13 protein-coding genes are annotated in these 19,820 nt (G+C 66.8%); all 13 read left to right on the top strand.

Features of this window, described 5'->3' with window-relative positions:
* The first annotated feature begins 31 nt into the window (after nucleotides 1–31).
* Genes CI807_RS21760 through CI807_RS21700 form a run of 13 tightly spaced genes read left to right on the top strand, consistent with a single transcriptional unit; the run spans nucleotide 32 to nucleotide 19,812 of the window.
* A complete protein-coding gene (locus CI807_RS21760; protein ID WP_095016164.1) occupies nucleotides 32–5,488 on the top strand; it encodes a non-ribosomal peptide synthetase in 5,457 nt (1,818 codons plus the stop codon).
* Nucleotides 5,485–7,218, top strand: coding sequence for an ABC transporter ATP-binding protein (locus CI807_RS21755; RefSeq protein ID WP_095016163.1), 1,734 nt, complete (start codon nucleotides 5,485–5,487; stop codon nucleotides 7,216–7,218). Before CI807_RS21760 ends, CI807_RS21755 begins: the two co-directional genes overlap by 4 nt.
* Nucleotides 7,215–8,960 carry an ABC transporter ATP-binding protein gene (locus CI807_RS21750; protein ID WP_095016162.1) on the top strand — a complete coding sequence of 582 codons (1,746 nt, stop codon included), beginning with the start codon at nucleotides 7,215–7,217 and terminating at the stop codon, nucleotides 8,958–8,960. The genes CI807_RS21755 and CI807_RS21750 overlap by 4 nt, the downstream gene beginning before the upstream one ends.
* Complete coding sequence (locus CI807_RS21745; RefSeq protein ID WP_095016161.1) at nucleotides 8,954–10,057, top strand: saccharopine dehydrogenase NADP-binding domain-containing protein; 1,104 nt, start codon at nucleotides 8,954–8,956, stop codon at nucleotides 10,055–10,057. Before CI807_RS21750 ends, CI807_RS21745 begins: the two co-directional genes overlap by 7 nt.
* Nucleotides 10,054–11,088, top strand: a complete 1,035-nt coding sequence (locus CI807_RS21740; RefSeq protein WP_095016160.1) for a class I SAM-dependent methyltransferase — start codon at nucleotides 10,054–10,056, stop codon at nucleotides 11,086–11,088. The genes CI807_RS21745 and CI807_RS21740 overlap by 4 nt, the downstream gene beginning before the upstream one ends.
* Entirely contained in the window at nucleotides 11,085–12,755 is a 1,671-nt protein-coding gene (locus tag CI807_RS21735) for a class I SAM-dependent methyltransferase (protein WP_095016159.1), read from the top strand. Before CI807_RS21740 ends, CI807_RS21735 begins: the two co-directional genes overlap by 4 nt.
* Nucleotides 12,752–13,930, top strand: a complete 1,179-nt coding sequence (locus CI807_RS21730; protein ID WP_095016158.1) for a cytochrome P450 — start codon at nucleotides 12,752–12,754, stop codon at nucleotides 13,928–13,930. The genes CI807_RS21735 and CI807_RS21730 overlap by 4 nt, the downstream gene beginning before the upstream one ends.
* Entirely contained in the window at nucleotides 13,927–15,072 is a 1,146-nt protein-coding gene (locus CI807_RS21725; protein ID WP_095016157.1) for a Gfo/Idh/MocA family oxidoreductase, read from the top strand. Before CI807_RS21730 ends, CI807_RS21725 begins: the two co-directional genes overlap by 4 nt.
* Complete coding sequence (locus CI807_RS21720; RefSeq protein WP_095016156.1) at nucleotides 15,069–15,788, top strand: VOC family protein; 720 nt, start codon at nucleotides 15,069–15,071, stop codon at nucleotides 15,786–15,788. Before CI807_RS21725 ends, CI807_RS21720 begins: the two co-directional genes overlap by 4 nt.
* On the top strand, nucleotides 15,781–17,379 hold the full coding sequence (locus CI807_RS21715; protein WP_095016155.1) for a (2,3-dihydroxybenzoyl)adenylate synthase: 1,599 nt from the start codon (nucleotides 15,781–15,783) through the stop codon (nucleotides 17,377–17,379). Before CI807_RS21720 ends, CI807_RS21715 begins: the two co-directional genes overlap by 8 nt.
* Entirely contained in the window at nucleotides 17,376–18,134 is a 759-nt protein-coding gene (locus CI807_RS21710) for a thioesterase II family protein (protein ID WP_095016154.1), read from the top strand. The genes CI807_RS21715 and CI807_RS21710 overlap by 4 nt, the downstream gene beginning before the upstream one ends.
* The gene (locus CI807_RS21705; RefSeq protein WP_095016153.1) at nucleotides 18,131–18,439 is read left to right on the top strand and encodes an isochorismate lyase; all 309 of its coding nucleotides are present in this window, start codon (nucleotides 18,131–18,133) and stop codon (nucleotides 18,437–18,439) included. Before CI807_RS21710 ends, CI807_RS21705 begins: the two co-directional genes overlap by 4 nt.
* Entirely contained in the window at nucleotides 18,436–19,812 is a 1,377-nt protein-coding gene (locus tag CI807_RS21700; protein ID WP_095016152.1) for an isochorismate synthase, read from the top strand. The genes CI807_RS21705 and CI807_RS21700 overlap by 4 nt, the downstream gene beginning before the upstream one ends.
* The last annotated feature ends 8 nt before the right edge of the window (nucleotides 19,813–19,820 follow it).

Here is a 19,820-nt window from a genome sequence, read left to right as displayed (position 1 = left end):
GCCCCCCCCCTTTTTTCCAGGAGCTGTCCCCATGCCCGCCGCCAAACTGCTAAGCGAACTCAAGTCCCTGGGCGTCGAACTCTGGCCCCAGGATGGCCAACTGAAATTCCGCGCGCCCCAGGGCCTGCTCGACACGGAACGCCTGGCGCAACTGCGCGAACACAAGCAACAGATCCTGCACCTGCTGGAGACACAGGAACGCCCGCTCGTGCAGGCCGATCCGGCACAGCACCACACGCCCTTCCCCCTCACCGATGTGCAGACTGCCTACCTGCTGGGCCGCCAATCGTCCTTCGGCTACGGCAATGTCGCCTGCCATGGCTACCTGGAACTGAGCTGGCCAACCCTGGACCCGCAGCAGGTGGAACAGGCCTGGAACCGCCTGATCGCCCGCCACGACATGCTGCGAGCGGTGATCGCCAGTGAAGGTTCGCAGCGTGTGCTGCCCGACGTCGACCACTATCCTGTGGCCATCGCCGATCTGCGTGGCGCCACCCGCGAGCAGCACCAGCACGCGGTGCAACAGATTCGCCAGGCCATGGAGCAGAAGCTCTACCCCACCGAGGTCTGGCCGCTGTTCGAACTGCGTATGAGCCGCAGCGACAACGGCGACACGCTGCACTTTTCCATGGATTCCTTGATCGCGGACTGGGCCAGCGCGCAGCTGCTGTTCAATGAGCTGGAACTGTTGCTGCAGGATCCCCTGGCAGCTTTGCCTGCCCTGGACATCACCTTCCGCGACTACTTGCTGGCCGAGCGCAGTTTGCTCGAAGGCAGCCGCCACCAACGTGACCGTGACTACTGGCTGGCCCGCATCGACGCATTGCCCGCCGCCCCACAACTGCCGGCGCCGCTGAGCGGCGAAGACACCCGCGTACCCCGTTTCCAACGGCACTCGGCGCAGCTTGAGCCGCAGCCATGGGCCGCCCTGAAAAGCGCTGCCAGCGAACGCGGTCTTACCCCGTCCATCGTGGTGCTGGCGGCCTACGTCGCCACGTTGCAACGCTGGAGCCAGCAGCCCGCCTTCAGCCTCAACCTGACATTGCTCAACCGCCTGCCACTGCACCCGCAGGTGGATCGCCTGGTGGGCGACTTCACCTCGGTCAGCCTGTTACAGGTCAACGATCCCGAAGGGCTGGACTTCACCGCCCAGGCACGCCAGTTGGGCAGCCAATTGTTTGCCGACCTGGAGCACCGGTTGTTCTCCGGCATCCAGGTCATGCGCGAAATCGGTCGCCGTCGTGGGCGTGAAGCGGCGGCCATGCCGGTGGTCTTCACCAGCGCCATCGGCCTGGGGATCGAGGCACCGCCGGCCAGTCAACGCCGGGTGGGCCACGGCATCACCCAGACTCCGCAGGTCACCCTTGATTGCCAAGTGATGGATGACCCCAGCGGCCTGCACATCCATTGGGACGTGCGCCAAGGCGTATTCCCCGACGGCCTGGTGGACGACATGCAACAGGCCTTTGTCGCCGAGTTGCAGTTGCTCGCCCTCGATCCGGCCGCGTGGGAACATCCGGTGCACGTGCCGCTGCCGGCCTGGCAACAGCGTGAACGCCTGGCGGCGAATGCCACCGCCGCCCCGCTGCCCACCGGTCGCCTGCACGACGGCCTGCTGGCCATGGCTTGGGAACATCCCCACGCCCTGGCGGTGATCGATGCCAGTGGCAGCCTGACCTACGCCGCCCTTGCCGAACGCGCACTGGCCGTGGCCGCCACCCTGCGTGAGGCCGGGTGCGACGCGCAGGAACCCGTGGCGATCCTGATGCCCAAGGGCCTCGACCAAGTGGTGGCGGCCTACGGCGTGTTGCTCGCCGGCGCGGCCTATCTGCCCCTGGACAGTAACGCTCCGGCCGCACGCCGCGACCGCGTCCTGCTAAGCGCCAAGGTGCGGCATGTGCTGGGGCATTCCCTGGCGCAGCCGAACACGCCGTTGCCCGAGACATTGCAATGGCACGCCGTAGACCGGTTGGCCTCGGCGGGCGCGGATTTCGAGCTGGTCGAAGGCAGTCCCGATGACCTCGCCTACGTGATCTACACCTCCGGTTCCACCGGCGAACCCAAGGGCGTGATGATCAGCCATCGCGCCGCGCTCAATACCGTGCAAGACATCAACCGACGCTTCGACGTCAACGCCGATGACCGCGTACTGGGCCTGGCGCAGTTGAGTTTCGACCTGTCGGTGTATGACCTGTTCGGGCCCCTCGCCGTGGGCGCAACCCTGGTGCTGCCCGACCCGGCACGCGGTGCCGACCCGTCGCACTGGGCCGAACTGGTACAGCGCCATCAGGTCACGCTGTGGAACTCAGTGCCGGCACAACTGCACATGCTCGCCGACTACCTGCACGCCGAACCCCGCCCACTGGACAGCCTGCGCCTGGCCTTGCTGTCCGGTGACTGGATCCCGCTGAACCTGCCACCGCAACTCCAGGCGTTGTTGCCCGACCTGAAACTGGTGGGCCTGGGCGGCGCCACCGAAGCCTCGATCTGGTCGAACCTGCACCCTATCGGCGCCATCGACCCGACGTGGCGCAGCATTCCCTACGGCTTGCCGCTGGCCAACCAGGGCTTTCGAGTACTCGACAGCCACTGGCGTGATGCGCCGACCTGGGTGCCGGGCGACCTGTATATCACCGGTGTCGGCCTGGCCCAGGGCTACCTGGGCGATCCGGCATTGAGCGACGCCCGCTTCTTTGCTCACCCGCTCGACGGCCAGCGCCTGTACCGCACCGGTGACCGTGGCCGCTATTTGCCGGGGGGTGAACTGGAATTCCTGGGTCGTGAAGACGGCCAAGTGAAAATTCGCGGCCATCGGGTGGAACTCGGTGAAGTCGAGGCTGCACTGCTCGCCACCCCCGGCGTGGACAGCGCGGTGAGCCTGGTCAGTGGCGACCTGTTGGCGTTCGTTACTGCCGCACGCGCCGAACCCGAGCCGCTGCCAGGCGCGCCGTTGCTTACGGCGGTTAAACGTTATGCCGACAGCCAGGTGGGCAGTTTCGATGCGCAACAGGTGCGCGAGTACCAGGCTGACTTGAGTGCCGCCGCATTGAGTTCGATGCTGGAGGTGTTGCTCAAGGCCGGACTGTTCAGCGGCGAACGGGCCGAACCGGACGCCGCCGCAATCCTGCACGCCTTGCAGGCCGAGCCACGTCACCATTGGCTGGTACGCCGCTGGTTGGGCGCGCTGTGTGAGGCGGGTCTGCTGCACTCCACCCGCTCGCACTACCGCCTTGCGCAACCCGCGCCCAACCCGGCACTGGCGTGGGGCCGGGTGGAACAGGCGGTCGCCTCGGGGCTGTGCAGCCAGGCGCTGCTCGACTACCAGCTCAACCATGTGTGGCAACTGCCGCAACTGCTCAAGGGCGAGGTCAACCCGTTCGACTTGCTGTTCCCCCAAGGCCAACTGGACGTGGCCTTGCAGTTGTACGGCGGGGATGCCGTGTCACGCTACAACAACCACAGCATCGCGGCGCTGATCAACCGCCTGGCCACCCACCATCAAGGCGACGGCCCACTGCGCATCCTCGAAATCGGCGCGGGTACCGGCGCCACCAGCACGCCGGTCATCGGCCTGCTCGATGGGCTGGAAGTCGACTACCTGTTTACCGACATGACCGCGTTTTTCCTGCCGGCGGCCAAGCAACGCTTTGCTGAACAGGCCTGGGTACGCTATGGCGTGTTGGACATCGACCAGGACATCCGCCCCCAGGGTTTGGCCAGCAACAGCGTGGATATCGTGCTGTGTGCGGGCATGCTCAACAGCGTCAAGGACATCGACAATGCCCTCGGCCAGATCACCGAGTTGCTCAGCCCTGGCGGCTGGCTGGTGTTCAGCGAACCGACCGGCGAATGGCCGCCGATCCTGCTGACCCAGGGGTTCATGATGACACCGGCCAACGGCGATCACGACCAGGGCCGCAGTGGCCTTCGCGACGCCGAAATCTGGCAGGCGCGGGTCAAGGCCTTCGGTGGCGAATGCCTGCCTGCCCTGCCCCAGGCCGACCACCCGCTGGCCGCCCTCGGCATGCAGGTATTCGCCGCGCGCTTCAAGGCCGGCGTGCAGCGCCTGAGTGTCGACAGCCTGCGCCGCGCCCTGGCCGAGCGCCTGCCGGACTACATGCTGCCAGCGCACCTGCAGGTACTCGACCGCTTGCCGCTGACCGCCAACGGCAAGGTAGACCGCAAGACCCTGGCCGGCTGGCGCCCTGCCGCCGATGCCCAGGCCTCCAGCAGCCAGGAAGCGCCGAGCGATCCGCTGACCGCCGAGTTGTGCCGCGTATGGGCCGACGCCCTGGGGCTGGCGCAGATCGGCGTCGAGGACAGCTTCTATGAAAAAGGCGCCGACTCGCTGATCCTCGCCCGCGTCGCCGGCCAACTGCGTGAGCAACTGCCTCAGGCCCAACGCCTGAGCTACGACACCTTGCTGCGCCAGATGCTCAACGAGCCGAATGTCGCCGCCCTCGCGCGCCTGCTCCATCAGGGCGAAGCCACGCCGGCCACGATTGCCGCCAGCGGTGAAGCACAACGCTCGTCCAGCAGCAACGCGCTGGTGGTGCCGTTTGGCGGGGGTGACATCGGCCCGGTGCGGGTGATGTTCCATGCCGCCCTCGGCACCCTGGATTATTTCCAGCACCTGGGCCGCGCCCTTGCCGACCAGCAGGCCGGTCCGGTGATCGGCTTTGCCGTGGCCGACACGGCGCAGTACCTGGCGCTGGAGCCCAAGCGCCTGATCGAAAGCGTGGCCGAGGACTACGCCGAGCGCTTGATTGCCGACGGCCATCAGCGCTTCCAGCTGATCGGCTACTGCCTCGGCGGGCTGCTGGCCACTGAGGTTGCCCGGCGCTTGCTCGAACGCGGCATGGAGGTGGTCGACCTGAGCCTGATCGACAGCATCCCGATGTTCATCGACACCGACGAAGAGCTGGCCTACGAGGCGATCTTCGTGCCCAACCTGAACCTGGACCCAGTAAAAACCGTGTTCGGCGCGCACATCGAAGACTACGACGTGTACCGCGCCATCGACCTGTTGATGGCCCGCGACAACCGCCGCGTGCCCGCCGGGGCCATGGCGGCGTTGAGCGGCGATCCGGGGCTGGACGCGCTGGCGCTGGCGGTCCAACAGCAATCGGCGCGCAGCCAGGAGGAACGCCTGGCCGAATACGCACGCCTGGCCTCAGGCCAGGCCGGGGTGCCGATCGGCCCTGAACTGGTGCCAACGCTGTTCCGTGTGTGCCGCCACAGCATGCGGGCGGCGCGGTTCGACCCGCCGCCGTTCCTCGGCAACATGACCTACCTGCGCTGCCTGGAGCAACAGTCGTTCGGCATCACCGGCGGCGTCGGGCATTTGGCCGCGCCGTTCTGGGAAGACGCGTGCCTGGGCCGCTTCGAGCTGATCGACGTGCCTGGCAACCACTTCAGCGTGATCGAACCGCCCCACGTACACACGGTTACTGCGCACCTGCTTGAGGCCCTTCGGAAAAACTCATGACCACTGCCTTGGATACCCTGAAACGCCCGGTCAATCGCCTCATCCGTCTTGGTGTGGCGTTCGCCGCCCTCGGCGCATTGGTCAACCTGGTGCCCTTTATCGGCCTCACCGAACTGGGCCGCTTGCTGTTGGCCGGCAGCGCCGACAGCAAGACCCTGTGGCTGTGGGCCGCGCTGGTGGTGATCGCCCTAAGTGTGGGGTGGATGGCCAGTGGCGTGGCGCTGTGGTTGACCCATGTGGCTGACCACCGGCTGCAATCGAGCTTGCGCGAAGCCATGGTGCGCAAGCTTGGGCGCGTGCCGTTGGGCTGGTACACCGACACCACCTCCGGCGCCGTGCGCAAGGTGGTGCAGGACGACCTCGAAGACCTGCACCACCTGGTCGCCCACCACGCGGTGGAACTCACCGCGGCCATCGTCACGCCGCTGGCGGGCCTACTGTGGCTGGCGACGTTGAACTGGCGGCTGGCGCTGCTGGCGGTGCTGACACTGCCCATCTACGCGGTGGCCTACACCCTGATGATGCGCGGTTTTGGCGTCAAGATGCAGTTGCTGGACAAGAGCATGATCCGGGTCAGCGCGGCGATTGTCGAGTTCGTGCACGGCATTGCCGTGGTCAAGGCGTTCGGCCAGGTCGGCCAGGCGCATCGCAGCTATCAGCAGGCGGTCAACCAGTTCAGCGAGCAGTACGCCGGCTGGGTCAAGCCGTTGCTGCGCCTGGAAGCCTTTTCCTCGATGGCCTTGAGTGTGCCGGTGATCCTGCTGGTGAGCCTGGGGGTGGGTAGCCTGTTGCTGGCGCACGGTTGGATCACGCCGCTGGAACTATTCGCCGAAACCCTGGTGGCGGTGGTCATCCCGCAATCGCTGCTGGTGATCAACCAGAGCCTCACAGCCCAGCGTACGGCCCTGGCGGCAGCCGGTCGCATCGAAGCGCTGCTGGACGTTGAGGAATTGCCTTCGCCCAAGGCCTGCGTCCAACCCCAGGGCAGCGATATCCGCTTTGAACAGGTGCAGTTCGGCTACGACGCCGAGCACCTGATCCTCAAGGGTGTCGACCTGCATTGCCCGGCCGGCAGCGTGACCGCATTGGTCGGCGCGTCCGGCGCCGGCAAGTCGACCCTGGCCAAGCTGGTGCCGCGCTTTCATGACGTCAACGCCGGCCGTATCTGCGTGGGCGGCGCCGATGTGCGCGAGATTGACCCGCGCCAGTTGTATCAACACGTGGGCTTCGTGTTGCAGGACGCGCAACTGGTGCACGGCACGGTCGCCGACAACCTGCGCCTGGGCCGCCCGGATGCCAGCGATGCAGAGGTCGAGGCGGCAGCGCGCTCGGCGCAGATCCATGCGCGTATCCAGGCCCTGCCCCGGGGTTATCAATCGGTGATCGGCGACGATGCGATCTTCTCCGGTGGCGAGGCGCAGCGCGTGTCGATCGCCCGCACGCTGCTGGCCGACACGCCGGTGCTGATCCTCGATGAAGCCACCTCCCACGCCGACCCCGAATCCGAAGCACTGATCCAGGACGCCCTGTCCGCCCTGGCGCGTGGCCGCACGGTGCTGGTGATTGCCCATCGTCTGTCGAGCATCAGTGGTGTCGACCAGATCGTCGTCCTCGACCAGGGCCGCGTGCTGGAAAGCGGCCGCCATGAAGACCTGCTGAATGCCAACGGCGCCTATGCCCGACTGTGGCGAGCCGGCACCGAAACCCCTGCCGTGGAGATGTCCCTGTGATTCGCAGCCTTGTGACCTTACTGGGCCCGGCCCATGCCCCGCGCCTCTACCGTTACCTGGCGTGGCTGGTGACCAGCGCCGTGCTGCAAGGCCTGGCCGTGGCGCTGCTGGTGCCGATCCTGCACGCGTTGTTCGCCGGCGATCTGCCCACGGCTACCGCCTGGCTGGCGGGCCTGGCGGCCATGGTGGTGCTGACCTGCATCGCCCACTACCAGCAGGCCATGAAGGGCTTTGCCCTGGCCTTGCTGGTGCTGACGACCTTGCATGATCGCCTCGGCCAGCACCTGGTCAGCCTGCCGTTGGGCTGGTTCAACTCGGAGAAGGTCGGGCGCCTGTCACGCAGCGCTACCAGCGGCACGTTGATGGTCACCGGATTGTTCGCCCATTACCTGGGGCCGGTGGTGTCCGGGGTGGTGGTGCCGGCCACCGTGGCGCTGACGCTGTTCGTGTTCGACTGGCGCCTGGGCCTGACGGCTGTGTTGTGTGCGCCGCTGATCTACTTCACCCATCATTGGTCGGCCGCCGCCATCGGCAGCAACGATGCGCGGGTGGAAGCCGCCGCGACCCTGGCCGGTAACCGCGTGGTGGAGTTCGCCCGCTACCAGCAAGTGCTGCGCGCGTTTGGCCGCACCCAGGACGGCTACACGCCGTTACAGGCGGCCAATCAGGCGCAAAAGCTGGCGGGTGGTTCGATGCTGTCGCAGACCTTCCCCAAGCTGCTCGCCGGTGGTTTGACCGTGCAACTGGCCTTTGCGCTGCTGGTCGGCGTGGGCATTGCACTGGCGGCGCATGGTGAAATCGATGCGATCCAGTTGGTGGCCCTGCTCGCCCTGGCAGCGCGATTCGTGGGCCCACTGGCCGAAGCGGCAGCACGCAGCGGCCTGTTGCGCATGGCCGGCAACGACCTGGATCAACTGGTGGGTATCCTGCGTGAACCGCCGTTGCCCGAACCCGCCGTCAGCCTGCCCCTGTCAGCACCCGGCAGCCTGGCCTTCGAACACGTGAGCTTCGCCTACCCGAGTGGCCCGACGGTGTTGCGCGACCTGACCTTCAGCGCCCCGGCGCATTCGATGACCGCGATTGTAGGCGCGTCGGGCTCGGGCAAGACCACCGTCACCCGCCTGTTGATGCGCTTTTTCGATACGGCGGCGGGCAGCGTCAAGGTCGGCGGCGTGGACGTGCGCGAGCTGTCGAACGCGGCGCTGATGGCGCAACTGTCGCTGGTGATGCAGGACGTGTACCTGTTCGACGACAGCCTCGAAGCGAATATCCGCGTCGGTAGCCCGGACGCCAGTGCCCGCGACGTCGCCGAAGCGGCACGGCTGGCCGGTGTCGATGAAATCGTCGCCCGCCTGCCCCAAGGCTGGAACACACCGGTGGGCGAAGGCGGCGCATCGTTGTCCGGCGGTGAGCGCCAGCGCGTGTCCCTGGCGCGCGCCTTGCTCAAGCGTGCGCCTATCGTGCTGCTGGACGAAGCCACCGCCGCGCTCGACCCGCACAACGAAGCCTTCGTGCAGGCCGCAATTCAACGCCTGATGCAACACTCGACCGTGCTGGTGATCGCCCATCGCTTGCCGACCATCATGGCAGCCGACCAGATCCTGGTCCTGGACGGAGGTCGCCTGGTGGAATCAGGCACCCACGCGCATCTGCTCAGCCTCAACGGGCGTTACGCCGGGTTCTGGCATGACCGTCAGCGCGCCGGTGGCTGGCGCCTGAAGGCGCAGGACCAGCCATGCTGATCGGGGTGCTGGGCGCCAGTGGCGACGTCGGCCTGGCCAGCGCACAGGCCTTGTTGAGCCTGGGCCTGCAGCACCTGCGCCTGGGCGGGCGTGACGCGCACAACGGCGCGCGCTGCCTGGCGCTGCTCCAGCAGCAATGGCCCGAAGCACGCCTGCAATGGGTCGCCGTGGATTTCAACGACACACCAGCCCTGGCCAGGTTCGCCCGTGGCTGCGACGTGCTGCTCAACTGCGCCGGACCCTCCTGGCGCGTGGCGGACCGTGTCGCGCAGGCCGCCTTGAACGCCGATGCGCATTACGTCGACGCCGCGGGCGATATCCAGCTCGACCCGGTTTTATGGCGCGGGCGCAGCGCGGTGCTTGGCGCGGGCCTGCAACCGGGCCTCACCGGCCTGCTGCCACGCTGGCTGGCGCTGCAGGGGTTTACACGGGTGCTGGGGCTTAGCAGCTATTTTGGCCTGCGTGACCACTTCACGGCCGTCGCCGCCGACGACTTCCTGCAAGGGGCGGTAGACGGCTCAAGCGAGCCCTTGGCGGCCTGGCACAACGGCCGTTGCAGCCGCGCACTGCGACGCAGGCGCGATGTGCTGCTGCCGTGTTTCCCCGGGCCGGTGCATGTGCTGCCCTACTTGAACCGGGAAGGCGAACGCTTGGCCAGGGACCTGCGCCTGGAAACAGGCCAGTGGTTCAACGTGATGACCGACGGCCATGTACTCAAGGCGCTCGACCAGACGCACAGCCTGCCGCGTGCCGAAGCGGTGCAGCGCTTATGCACGGCCAGCCAGTTGGACCTCAGTGGCCATCCACCCTTTGTCACGTTGTTGCTGCAACTCGATGGCCTCTGCGACGGCCAAGCCTGCACCCGCAGCCTGGTCGTCAGCGGCACAGGCAACGCGCCTCTGACCGGCGCCATGGCGGCAGTCACGGTGGTGAGTGTGCTCGAAGGCGAAATCCGCCCGGGCTGCCATGACGCCGCTTACGCGTTGCCGCCCGCCGCCAGCCTTGAGCGCCTGCAACGCACTCAGGCGATCCGCGCACTGACCCTGCTGGACCACCCGCTCGAACACCTGCAACACGCCGAAGAAGGTTGCCTATGAACACCGCCCTTAACGCACTGGAACAACTGAGCCTGGGTGTCATGGCCGGCGTGCTCCTGCGTACCCAGGCCTTGCCGATGCAGGTCTGGCGAACCGCCGCACAGCTTAACCAGGCGCTGGGCACCGCACCGCGCCACGCCTGGATCGTGCGGCGCTGGCTCGCGGCGTTGTCGCGTACCGAAGCCGTGCAGGTAGACGGCGAGCGGTTGGCCTGGAATGGCACGCCGCCTCAAGCCGCCCTCGGCGATTTGCCAGGGTTGTATGCCGAGCTGGGTTTCCCGTCGAGCATGGCGCAACTCCATGCCCAGGTCATCGAGTGCCTGCCCGAGTTGCTGCGCGACCGCATCGCCCTGGCGCCGTTGCTGGTGCTCGCCGGGGATCCGGTGGCGGTACTCGGCGCGTACCAGCACAACCACTTCACCGCCGCGATCAATCAGGTGCTTGCGGCGCGTGCGCGGGAAACCAGCGCCGCCGACGACGTGTTGCAGGTGCTGGAGCTCGGCGGCGGTGCCGGCTGTACCACGCGTGCCGTACTGGCAGCCCTGGAGGACCGTGAAAAAGCCTATCGCTTCACTGATATCAGCTCACTGTTCACCGGCGCGGCTCAGCGCACATTCCGCCTGGAGCCCGGTATGCAATTCAGCCTGCTCGATCTCGACCGCGACTTCAGCGAGCAAGGCATCGCGCCCCGCAGCCAGGACCTGGTGATCGCCGGCAACGTGCTGCACAACGCCTGCGACCTGCCGCGCAGCCTGGCGCGAATCCGCGCCTGCCTGCGCGACGGCGGCACCTTGCTGTTCAGCGAATCCATCGCCGACAACCCGGCGATGCTGATCTTCATGCACCTGTTGCTGTCTCCGCCGGCCGGCGCGCCGCTACGGACCACCGATGAGGTGTTCATGCCACCCGAAGTCTGGCGCCAGGCCTTGCACGTCGCGGGCTTTGAGTTGCTCGACCTGTGGCCCGCCGCGAGCGACCCGCTGGCCGCCGCCGGGCAACGTCTGTTCCATGCCACCGGAGTTTCCCGATGAACGTCGACACCCTGTTGATCGACCTGCCCACTGCGCCCTGGCAACTGCCTGCGTTTACCGACCTGGGCGTTCATCAGTTGGCGCCCGCTCGGCTGCTGGCCTTGCTTGAGCGCCAGCGCCCCGCTGTGGTGATGATGAGCGCCGAGCAGTTGGAACGTCTGCTGGATTTCCCCGCACTGGCCTTGAGTGATCTGAGCCACCTGCAACAGGTGCTGTTCGTCAGCCACCGCCCGGGTGACTGGCAGCTCGCGGAGCGTGCGGCGGCGCAACTCGATTGCCGCGTGCAAGGTTTCACGGAGCAATGGCACGACTTGGCCAGCGTCAAGCTGGCGCATCAACGCTGGCGTGAACGCGCCCTGGGCCATCCTCAAGTCAGTGCCGTTGCCCTGCACGGCCAGACGCTGTTCGTGGTGCCGCATCCTTGCCCGAGCACGCCGGTGGACGATCAGCTGGCCGCAACAGAGGCCGCCCTCGACCAAGCCTTTGAACCCGCGCAACTGGTGGAGGCGGTGCGACTCAATGATCGACTGGGTCACGCCGCGCTCCTCTCCATGCTCAATGGGCTTGAGCAGTGTGGGTTGCTGCCGGCACCGCTCAATGACGTGGCCCACAGCCTGGCACGGGCGGGTATTGCCCCTGGCCACCGGCCGTTGATCGCGCGCTGGCTGGATGTGCTGCAAGCCCAAGGCCTGTTGCGACGCGTCGCCGACCGGTTGCAACCCACCCTCGACGCGACTGCCTGGAGCGATATCGCCCTGGAAGGTATTTGGGCGCAGTTGAGCGTGGACTGGGCGCGCAATACCGGCGGCAACGGCACCCTCGACTACGCGCGGGAGAATGCGCGGCAGTTGCCGTCGTTGATGCGTGGCGAGTGTGCGGCAGTGCACCTGCTGTTTCCCGAAGGCCGCACCGAACGCGCGGCGGCGCTGTACCGCGAGAGCCTCGCAGCGCAATACCAGCACCGCGCCGTCGCGCACTGGATCGGCGCCTGGGCCGCACGCCAGCCGGCCGATGTGCCGCTGCGCGTGCTGGAAGTCGGCGCCGGCACCGGGTCCACCACCCAAGCGGTGTTGCCCGCCTTGGCGAATGCCAGCGTGGACTATCTGTGCACCGACGTGTCGCGCTACTTCAGCGAGCAAACTGCCGAGCGGCTCAAGGACTGGCCATGGGTGCGTCACGGCGTGTTCGATATCGATCGCCCGGCCCTGGCCCAGGGTTATCCCAGCCAGAGCTGGGACCTGATCGTTGCCGGGGGCGTGCTGAATGCCGCCCGCGACACCGAGCGCTCCCTGGCCACCCTGCTCGCTTTGCTCAAGCCGGGTGGCTGGCTGGTGTTCAGCGAACCGACCCAGGAGGAATTCTGGGTGATGGCCTCCCAGGCTTTCATGCTCAACCAGGCAAGCGACGAACGCCAGCTCAGCAGCGCCACCTTTCTCGACCTGTCGCAGTGGCAAAGCGCATTGGCGCGGGCCGGGTTCCACGGCAACCGTAGCCTGCCCGCCGCCACACACCCGCTGGCGCGCCTGGGCCATCGCGTATTCGTCGCCCAGGTCCCGGACCAACGCCTGAGCCGCGCCGCGCTGGCGGCCCACCTGGAAGACCCCGAATTGCAGCTTGAGCTGCTCGACCATTTGCCCGACCTCAGCACCGCCAAGGACTTGCCATGACCCCGCTGGCCTACCCGTTCAACCGCTTCACCGACCTCAAGCTGGCGGAGCCCTATCGCCATGCCCAGCAGGCACCGGGGCTGTTGCGCATCCAGATGCCCATCGGCGCCCCCGCCTGGCTCGCCACCCGCTATGACGATGTGCGCCTGGTGCTCGGTGACCGGCGCTTCAGCCGCAGCGAGGCGTTTCGCCGCGACGATAGCCCGCGTGCCTTCCCACGCATCGCCGGCGGCATCGTGATGATGGACCCGCCGCAACTCACGCGGATTCGCTCGCGCGCCGCCCAGGCTTTCACCCGTCGCCGCGTCGAAGCCCTGCGCCCCCACGCCCGTGACTACGCCCATCAGTTGATCGACCGCATGCTCGCCGCCGGCCCGCCGGCCGATCTGGTCAACGACTACGCCTTGCCGTTGCCCCTGGCGCTGATCTGCGAACTGCTCGGGGTGCCGGTGCAGGACCGTGATCGTTTCAAGGTGTGGAACGACTCCCTGCTGTCGACCCGCCCTGAAGACGCGGATCAGACCCAGCGTCACTTGGGCGAACTGGCCGCATACATCAAAGACCTGGTGGCCGAACGTCGACGCGAACCACGCGATGACTTCATGACCGCCCTGACCCAGGACGACGAAAAAGGCGAGTCCCTCAACGAGGAGCAATTGCTGCTGTTGTGCATTGCGATCCTGGTCGCCGGTTACGAAGGCAGTGCCTCGCAGATACCCAACTTCATCCAGGTGCTGCTGGACAATCCGGCGCAGTGGCAACAGCTCAAGGCCGATCCCGAGCAGATACCGCAAGCGGTCGAAGAGCTGCTGCGCTACATCCCGCTGGCTTCGGCGGCGATGTTTGTGCACTACGCGCTGGAAGACATTCAGGTCGGTGAAACCCTGGTGCGCCAGGGCGACGCGGTGTTCGCCTCGATCGGCGCCGCCAACCATGACCCGGCGCGCTTTGAAAACCCACAGGCGTTGGACCTGCAACGGGATGCCAGCGGCCATTTCGGCTTTGGCCACGGCCTGCATCACTGCATCGGCTCAGCCCTGGCGCGGGTCGAATTGCAGGAGGCGCTGCACGCCCTGGTGGTGCGCCTCCCCAGCCTGCAGCGCTGTGGCGAAGTGCAATGGAAAACCGCCACATTCTTTCGCGGCGCCCACTGCCTGCCGGTGACTTGGTCATGAGCCGCCCGACTGCACGCAAACGCGTGATCGTCGCCGGCACTGCATTTGGCCGTATCTACCTGCAAGCCCTGGCACGTGCCCAGGCCGACTATGAACTGGTGGGCATCCTGTCACGCGGCAATGCCTACTCGCGCGCCTGCGCCGCGCACTATGGCGTGCCGCTGTACGAGGCGGTGGAGCAAGTACCGGACGACGTCGACATCGCCTGCGTGGTGGTGCGCTCCGGCGCCACGGGCGGCGCGGGCAGCGAGCTGGCCCAGCACCTGCTGCAACGCGGCATCCACGTGCTGCAGGAACACCCGGTGCACCACCGCGAAATCGCGGCGTGCATGCAGGCCGCTCGTCAAGGCCAGGCAGCCTACGCGGTGAACACGCTGTACCCGAACATCCTCGCGATCCGGCGTTTTCTGGCGGTGGCCGGGTACCTGCGCGAGCAGCAAGGGCTGGCGTACATCGACGCGGCCTGCAACAGCCAGGTGGCGTACCCGCTGCTGGACATTCTCGGGCGCCTGGCCGGTGGCCTGCGGCCCTGGGTGTTTGCAGCGCCAGCCGCCGGGGTCGGGGCGCAGCCTTTCACGCGGCTCAATGCGAGTTTCAACGGTGTGCCCATCAGCCTGCGTATCCAGAACCAGGTGCACCCCCAGGACCCGGACAACCATTCCTTCCTGTTGCATCGCCTCGAAGTGGGCTGCGAAGCCGGCGTGCTGAGCCTGGGCGACACCCATGGCCCGGTGCTGTGGAACCCGCGCCTGCATGCCCCACGGGACACCACCGACCGCCTGATCATGGCCGGCCCAGGCAGCCAACGCCTGGCCGGGCCGACGATGGTGGTGCTCGACCCGCAAATCCCTGCGAACTACCACCAGGTGTTCAACCAGCTCTGGCCCGACGCGGTGAGCCTTGCGCTGGGTGAACTGTGTCGAGACATCGACGACCCCGCGCGCCGCCTGCACAGCGGCGTGTGGGCCACCGAGGTGTCCATGGCCTGGCGCGAAATGAACGGCCTGATCGGCATGCCTGAACTGATCGAGCCACCGGTGCCGCGTGCGCTGCCACTGGCCGAACTCCACGCGCGTGCCGACGCCGTGCAACCCCCTTGCGGTGACGACACCGCTCAACTGCTGGGAGCCCTGCCGTTTTGAACACTGCTCAACCCTCTTCCGCTTGCAGCCATGTGCTGCTGTGGGTGCGTGACTTGCACCAGGCCGTGGCGAATTTTCGCGCCGCCGGCTTCGAGGTCACTTACGCCACCGCCGAAGCCAGCGCGCAACACGCGCACATCTGGTTCAGCCAGGGGCCGATCATCGAACTGTTGACCACGCCGCGTCATGCCTGGCTGTTCAAGTGGCCCATCGACTGCCTGGCCGGCCGGGGGGCCGGGCGACGCATGTTGCGTTGGGCCGCGCAGGGCGAAGGCTTCTGCGACCTGGCCCTGCTGTGCGAAGACCCGGCCCTGGCGCCTCGCCTCAAGGGCCTGGCGGCTTGCGGCGTGAGCATGGGACGTACGGTGAACTGGCGGCGCACCTGCGCCGATGGCAGCCAGACGCGCTTTCGTTTCGTGTACCCGCGCCATGATCGCTTGCCCTTCCTGGTCACGCCCTACTCACCGTCCCAGCACCCAGCGCACAGGGTCCACCCGAATGGCGCTACCGGGTTGGCCGCGATTCATTTGGGCGTACACCCCGACGACAGAACCGCCCTCGACCTGCTGGCCGGCGATGACCCGCTGTTGCGCCTGCAACCGGCCACGCACACCGGCGTACAGGCGGTGCAAATCACCGGCCTTGCGCACCCGCTGAATCTGCACGGTGCCCAGTTGCTGGGTTGCCCGACTGCCCAAGGAGATTGCCATGCTTGATGGATGCACTGACTGGCCCGACGACTTTATCCGCCGCTACCGCGAGCAAGGCTACTGGCGCGGCGCGCCGCTGGGTGAACTGCTGCGCGAGCAGGCCCGGCGCACGCCAAACAAGGAGGCGCTGGTAGACGGCTCGCGGCGCTGGAGCTACGCCGAGCTCGACCATGAGGCCGACCGCCTGGCCGCCGGCCTGGCCGAGCGCGGGCTGGTGGCGGGCCAGCGGGTGCTGGTGCAGTTGCCGAATATCGCCGAGTTCTTCAGCCTGACCTTCGCCCTGCTGCGTGTGGGCGTGATCCCGGTGTTCGCGCTGCCGGCCCACCGCGAACATGAACTGGCGCACCTGGCGGACCTCAGCCAGGCGGTGGCCTATGTGATAGTCGATCGACACCTGGGCTTCGACTATCGCCCGTTGGCCCGCACGCTGCGCGAGCAAGTGCCGAGCCTGCAACAGGTGTGGGTGGTCGGTGCCGCCGAGGAATTCGTGCCGCTGGCGCAGTGCGTGGCCAGCCCGCGCGAATGGCCTGCGCCGGATTCGCGGGAGGTGGCGGTGCTGCTGTTGTCCGGCGGCACCACCGGCCTGCCCAAACTGATCCCGCGCACCCATGACGACTACGCGTGCAATGCGCGCCTGGCCGCCCAGGCGTGTGGGTTCGATGCCGATACCCGATACCTCGCCGCACTGCCGGTGGCGCACAACTTCCCCCTCGCCTCTCCCGGTGCTTTGGGCGTGTTCAGTGTCGGCGCTACCCTGGTACTGGCGCCGGAACCGAGCCCGGACACCGCCTTTGAGCTGATCGAACGCGAACGCATCACCCACACTGCCCTGATCCCACCGCTGGTGTTGCTGTGGCTGGAAGTCGCGCAATGGTCCGATAACGACCTGGGCAGCCTGCAATGGCTGCAGGTCGGCGGCGCCCGGCTCAAGGCCGAGATCGCCGCACGCATCCGTCCGGTCTTGGGCTGCGGCCTGCAACAGGTGTATGGCATGGCCGAGGGTTTGCTGTGCTTCACGCCACTGGATGATCCGCAGGCGCGAGTGTTCGACACCCAGGGGCTGCCGCTGACCGCCGACGACGAGATCCGCATCGTCGACGCCGACGACCAGCCGGTCGCGCCTGGTGCCGTCGGTGAATTGCTGGTGCGTGGGCCCTACACCATTCGCGGCTATTACAACGCCGCCGAGCAGAACCAGCGCGCGTTTACCGCCGACGGTTTTTACCGCAGCGGCGACCTGGTGCGGCGCCTGCCTGAAGGGCATTTGATTGTCGAGGGTCGCAGCAAGGATGTGATCAATCGCGGGGGCGAGAAGATCCCCGTAGAAGAGATCGAGAACCTGCTGCTCGGCCATCCGTTGATTCGCGATGTGGCGCTGGTGGCGCTGGCCGACGAGTTGCTCGGGGAGCGCAGTTGCGCCTGTGTGCTGGCCCACGGCGAACGACTCGACCTGGCCTCGATCAACGCCTGGCTGCGCGAACGCGGGCTGGCCGCCTACAAGTTGCCGGATCGCTTGCAGGTGCTGCGCGAATTCCCATTGACGCGCCTGGGCAAGGTCAACCGCAAGGCCTTGGCGGAACAGGTACTGGCGCTATGAGCGGCGCTGCATCGCCATGGCTGCGCGTGCTGCGAGAAAGCCAACAGGCACGGGCACGCCTGGTATGCCTGGCCCATGCCGGGGGCAGCGCGAGTTTTTTCCGTCCGTGGCTGGCGCACCTGCCGGGGGATATCGACCTGCTGGCCGTGCAATCTCCGGGACGCGAAGAGCGTTTCAACGAAACGCATATCCCCTGCCTGGATAGTCTCGCCGAACACATTGGCGCAGCACTGCAAAAGTTACCCGCCCGGCCCTTGCTGCTGTTCGGCCACAGCATGGGCGCTGCCCTCGCCTACGCCGTGGGAGTGCGCTTGCAAGCGGCGGGCTCTGGCGCCACCCATGTGTTCGTCTCGGGTCACGCGCCTCCACACCGGCAACCGTCCAGTGACCTGCACCGCCAGGACGACGCCGCACTGATCGCCGATATCCTGCGCCAGGACGCCGACGCCGCCGGCCTATGGGCCAACCCGCAACTGCGTGCGTTGTTCCTGCCAACCCTGCGCAGCGACTATCAGGCCATCGAAACCTGGCGCCCACAGCAGCTTACCCGCTTGTCGGCGCCACTCGACGTGCTGCTGGCCCGCGATGACGCCGAAGTCAGCCTTGAGCAGGCCCGTGCCTGGGCTGACCTCAGCGACCACACCCCGGATATCCGCCTGTTCGACGGCGACCACTTTTACCTCAAGCATCAGCCGCGACCGGTGATCCATCACCTGTTGCAACGCACTGCCTACCTACAGGGAGACTCGGTATGAAAACCCCGGAACATTGCACTGGCCTTTCGGACATTCGTGAAGGCATCGACAGCCTCGACCAGCAGATCATCGAAGCCCTCGGCCTGCGCATGCAGTACGTCAAGGCCGCCTCCGCGTTCAAGCCCGACCAGGCCAGCATCGCCGCCCCGGAGCGCGTCGCGGCGATGCTGCCGCAGCGCCGGCAATGGGCGCAGGAGGCTGGATTGGACGGTGAGTTTATCGAGGGGCTGTTCAACCAGATCATCCACTGGTACATCGCCGAGCAGACCGCCTTCTGGTTGCAGAAAAAGAGCAAGGTGGTATGAACGTAGACGTGTTGCTCAAGGTATTCCAGACCGCACACCAGCGTGCGGTGGCGTATCAACGGCCCGTCATCGCCGTTTCTTCACACGCCGCGCCGACGCTGGAGGCCCTGGCCCTTTACGAAGCCCACCGGCAGGGTTTCTTCTGGCACGCGCACTCGCCGGACCTGACGTTGTTCGGCCTGGGCTGCGCCTGGCAGATCGAGGCCGGCGGCCCCCAGCGCATGCTCGACGTCGACCGGCAATGGTTCGCCCTGTGCGCCGACGCGGTGATCGACGGGCCCAAGGCACCCTTGCTGCTGGGCGGCATGCGCTTTGATGAACAGCGGCCGTGCGCAACGCACTGGGCCGCCTTCGCTGAGGCCAGTTTTCATCTGGCCCATTGGCTGCTCAGCGAAGACGCCGACGGCCGCTGGCTGCGCTGCCAGCAAGTGGTCGAACCCGACAGCGACCCGCAGGCATTGGCCCGCGACAGCATCGCGGCCTATGCGCAACTGCTCAACCCGCCCGCCGCGACGGCCACTGCGCCCGATGTTATCGAACGCAACGCGCTGCCGTCCCCACAATGGCAGGGTAAGGTCGATATGGCGTTGCAGGCCATTTCACGCGGTGACTTGAACAAAGTGGTGTTGGCGCGGCATATCGAGTACCAGTTGGACGCGCCCCTCGACAGTGGTGCAGTGATGCAGCGACTCCATGCACGGGGCAACGCATCCCACCTGTTCGCGCTGCACCGTGGCGAGCATTGCTTCATGGGCGCCACCCCCGAACGACTGCTCAGTTGCCAGGAGGGTCGCCTGACCACCCATGCCCTCGCAGGCAGCGCGCGACGAGGCACTACTGCGGACGAGGATCACGTTATCGGTGAACGGCTACTGGCCGATCCCAAGGAGCAACATGAACACCAACTGGTGGTGCAGACCATCACCCAGGCCCTGGATGGCAAGGTCCGCGACCTCCAGGCTGCGTCATCCCCCCACCTGCTGAAGCTCGCCAACGTGCAGCACCTGAGCACGCCGATCATGGCGCAACTCAACCCGGACAAGCGTTTGCTGGACGGCATCCACGCGCTGCACCCGACGCCGGCCGTGGGTGGATTGCCAAGTGCGACCGCCATGGATTTCATCCGCCGCCACGAAGGTTTCGACCGGGGTTGGTACGCGGCGCCGGTAGGTTGGTTGGATTCACAAGGCAATGGGGATTTCCTGGTCGCTCTGCGCTCGGCGCTGATGACCCCACAACACTGTCATTTGTTCGCGGGGTGCGGGATTGTCCAGGGCTCTCAGCCTGCCGGGGAGTATGAGGAAACCCAGATCAAGCTTGCCAGCATGGAGCAGGCATTGTTGCTCTCTCCACAGGCGTCAGCGCTTCGATAATCGTCCCG

This window comes from Pseudomonas sp. NS1(2017) (assembly GCF_002269425.1).
Taxonomy (GTDB): Bacteria; Pseudomonadota; Gammaproteobacteria; order Pseudomonadales; family Pseudomonadaceae; genus Aquipseudomonas; species Aquipseudomonas reactans.
Note: the sequence above shows the minus strand (reverse complement) of the source record. Positions and strands in the feature narration are given on the sequence as shown.

Coding starts and splice junctions, on each gene's coding strand:
- CI807_RS21755 (WP_095016163.1), top strand. CDS start 5,485: ATGACCACTGCCTTGGATACCCTGAAACGCCCGGTCAATCGCCTCATC.
- CI807_RS21715 (WP_095016155.1), top strand. CDS start 15,781: ATGCTTGATGGATGCACTGACTGGCCCGACGACTTTATCCGCCGCTAC.
- CI807_RS21760 (WP_095016164.1), top strand. CDS start 32: ATGCCCGCCGCCAAACTGCTAAGCGAACTCAAGTCCCTGGGCGTCGAA.
- CI807_RS21710 (WP_095016154.1), top strand. CDS start 17,376: ATGAGCGGCGCTGCATCGCCATGGCTGCGCGTGCTGCGAGAAAGCCAA.
- CI807_RS21725 (WP_095016157.1), top strand. CDS start 13,927: ATGAGCCGCCCGACTGCACGCAAACGCGTGATCGTCGCCGGCACTGCA.
- CI807_RS21735 (WP_095016159.1), top strand. CDS start 11,085: ATGAACGTCGACACCCTGTTGATCGACCTGCCCACTGCGCCCTGGCAA.
- CI807_RS21730 (WP_095016158.1), top strand. CDS start 12,752: ATGACCCCGCTGGCCTACCCGTTCAACCGCTTCACCGACCTCAAGCTG.
- CI807_RS21705 (WP_095016153.1), top strand. CDS start 18,131: ATGAAAACCCCGGAACATTGCACTGGCCTTTCGGACATTCGTGAAGGC.
- CI807_RS21700 (WP_095016152.1), top strand. CDS start 18,436: ATGAACGTAGACGTGTTGCTCAAGGTATTCCAGACCGCACACCAGCGT.
- CI807_RS21745 (WP_095016161.1), top strand. CDS start 8,954: ATGCTGATCGGGGTGCTGGGCGCCAGTGGCGACGTCGGCCTGGCCAGC.
- CI807_RS21740 (WP_095016160.1), top strand. CDS start 10,054: ATGAACACCGCCCTTAACGCACTGGAACAACTGAGCCTGGGTGTCATG.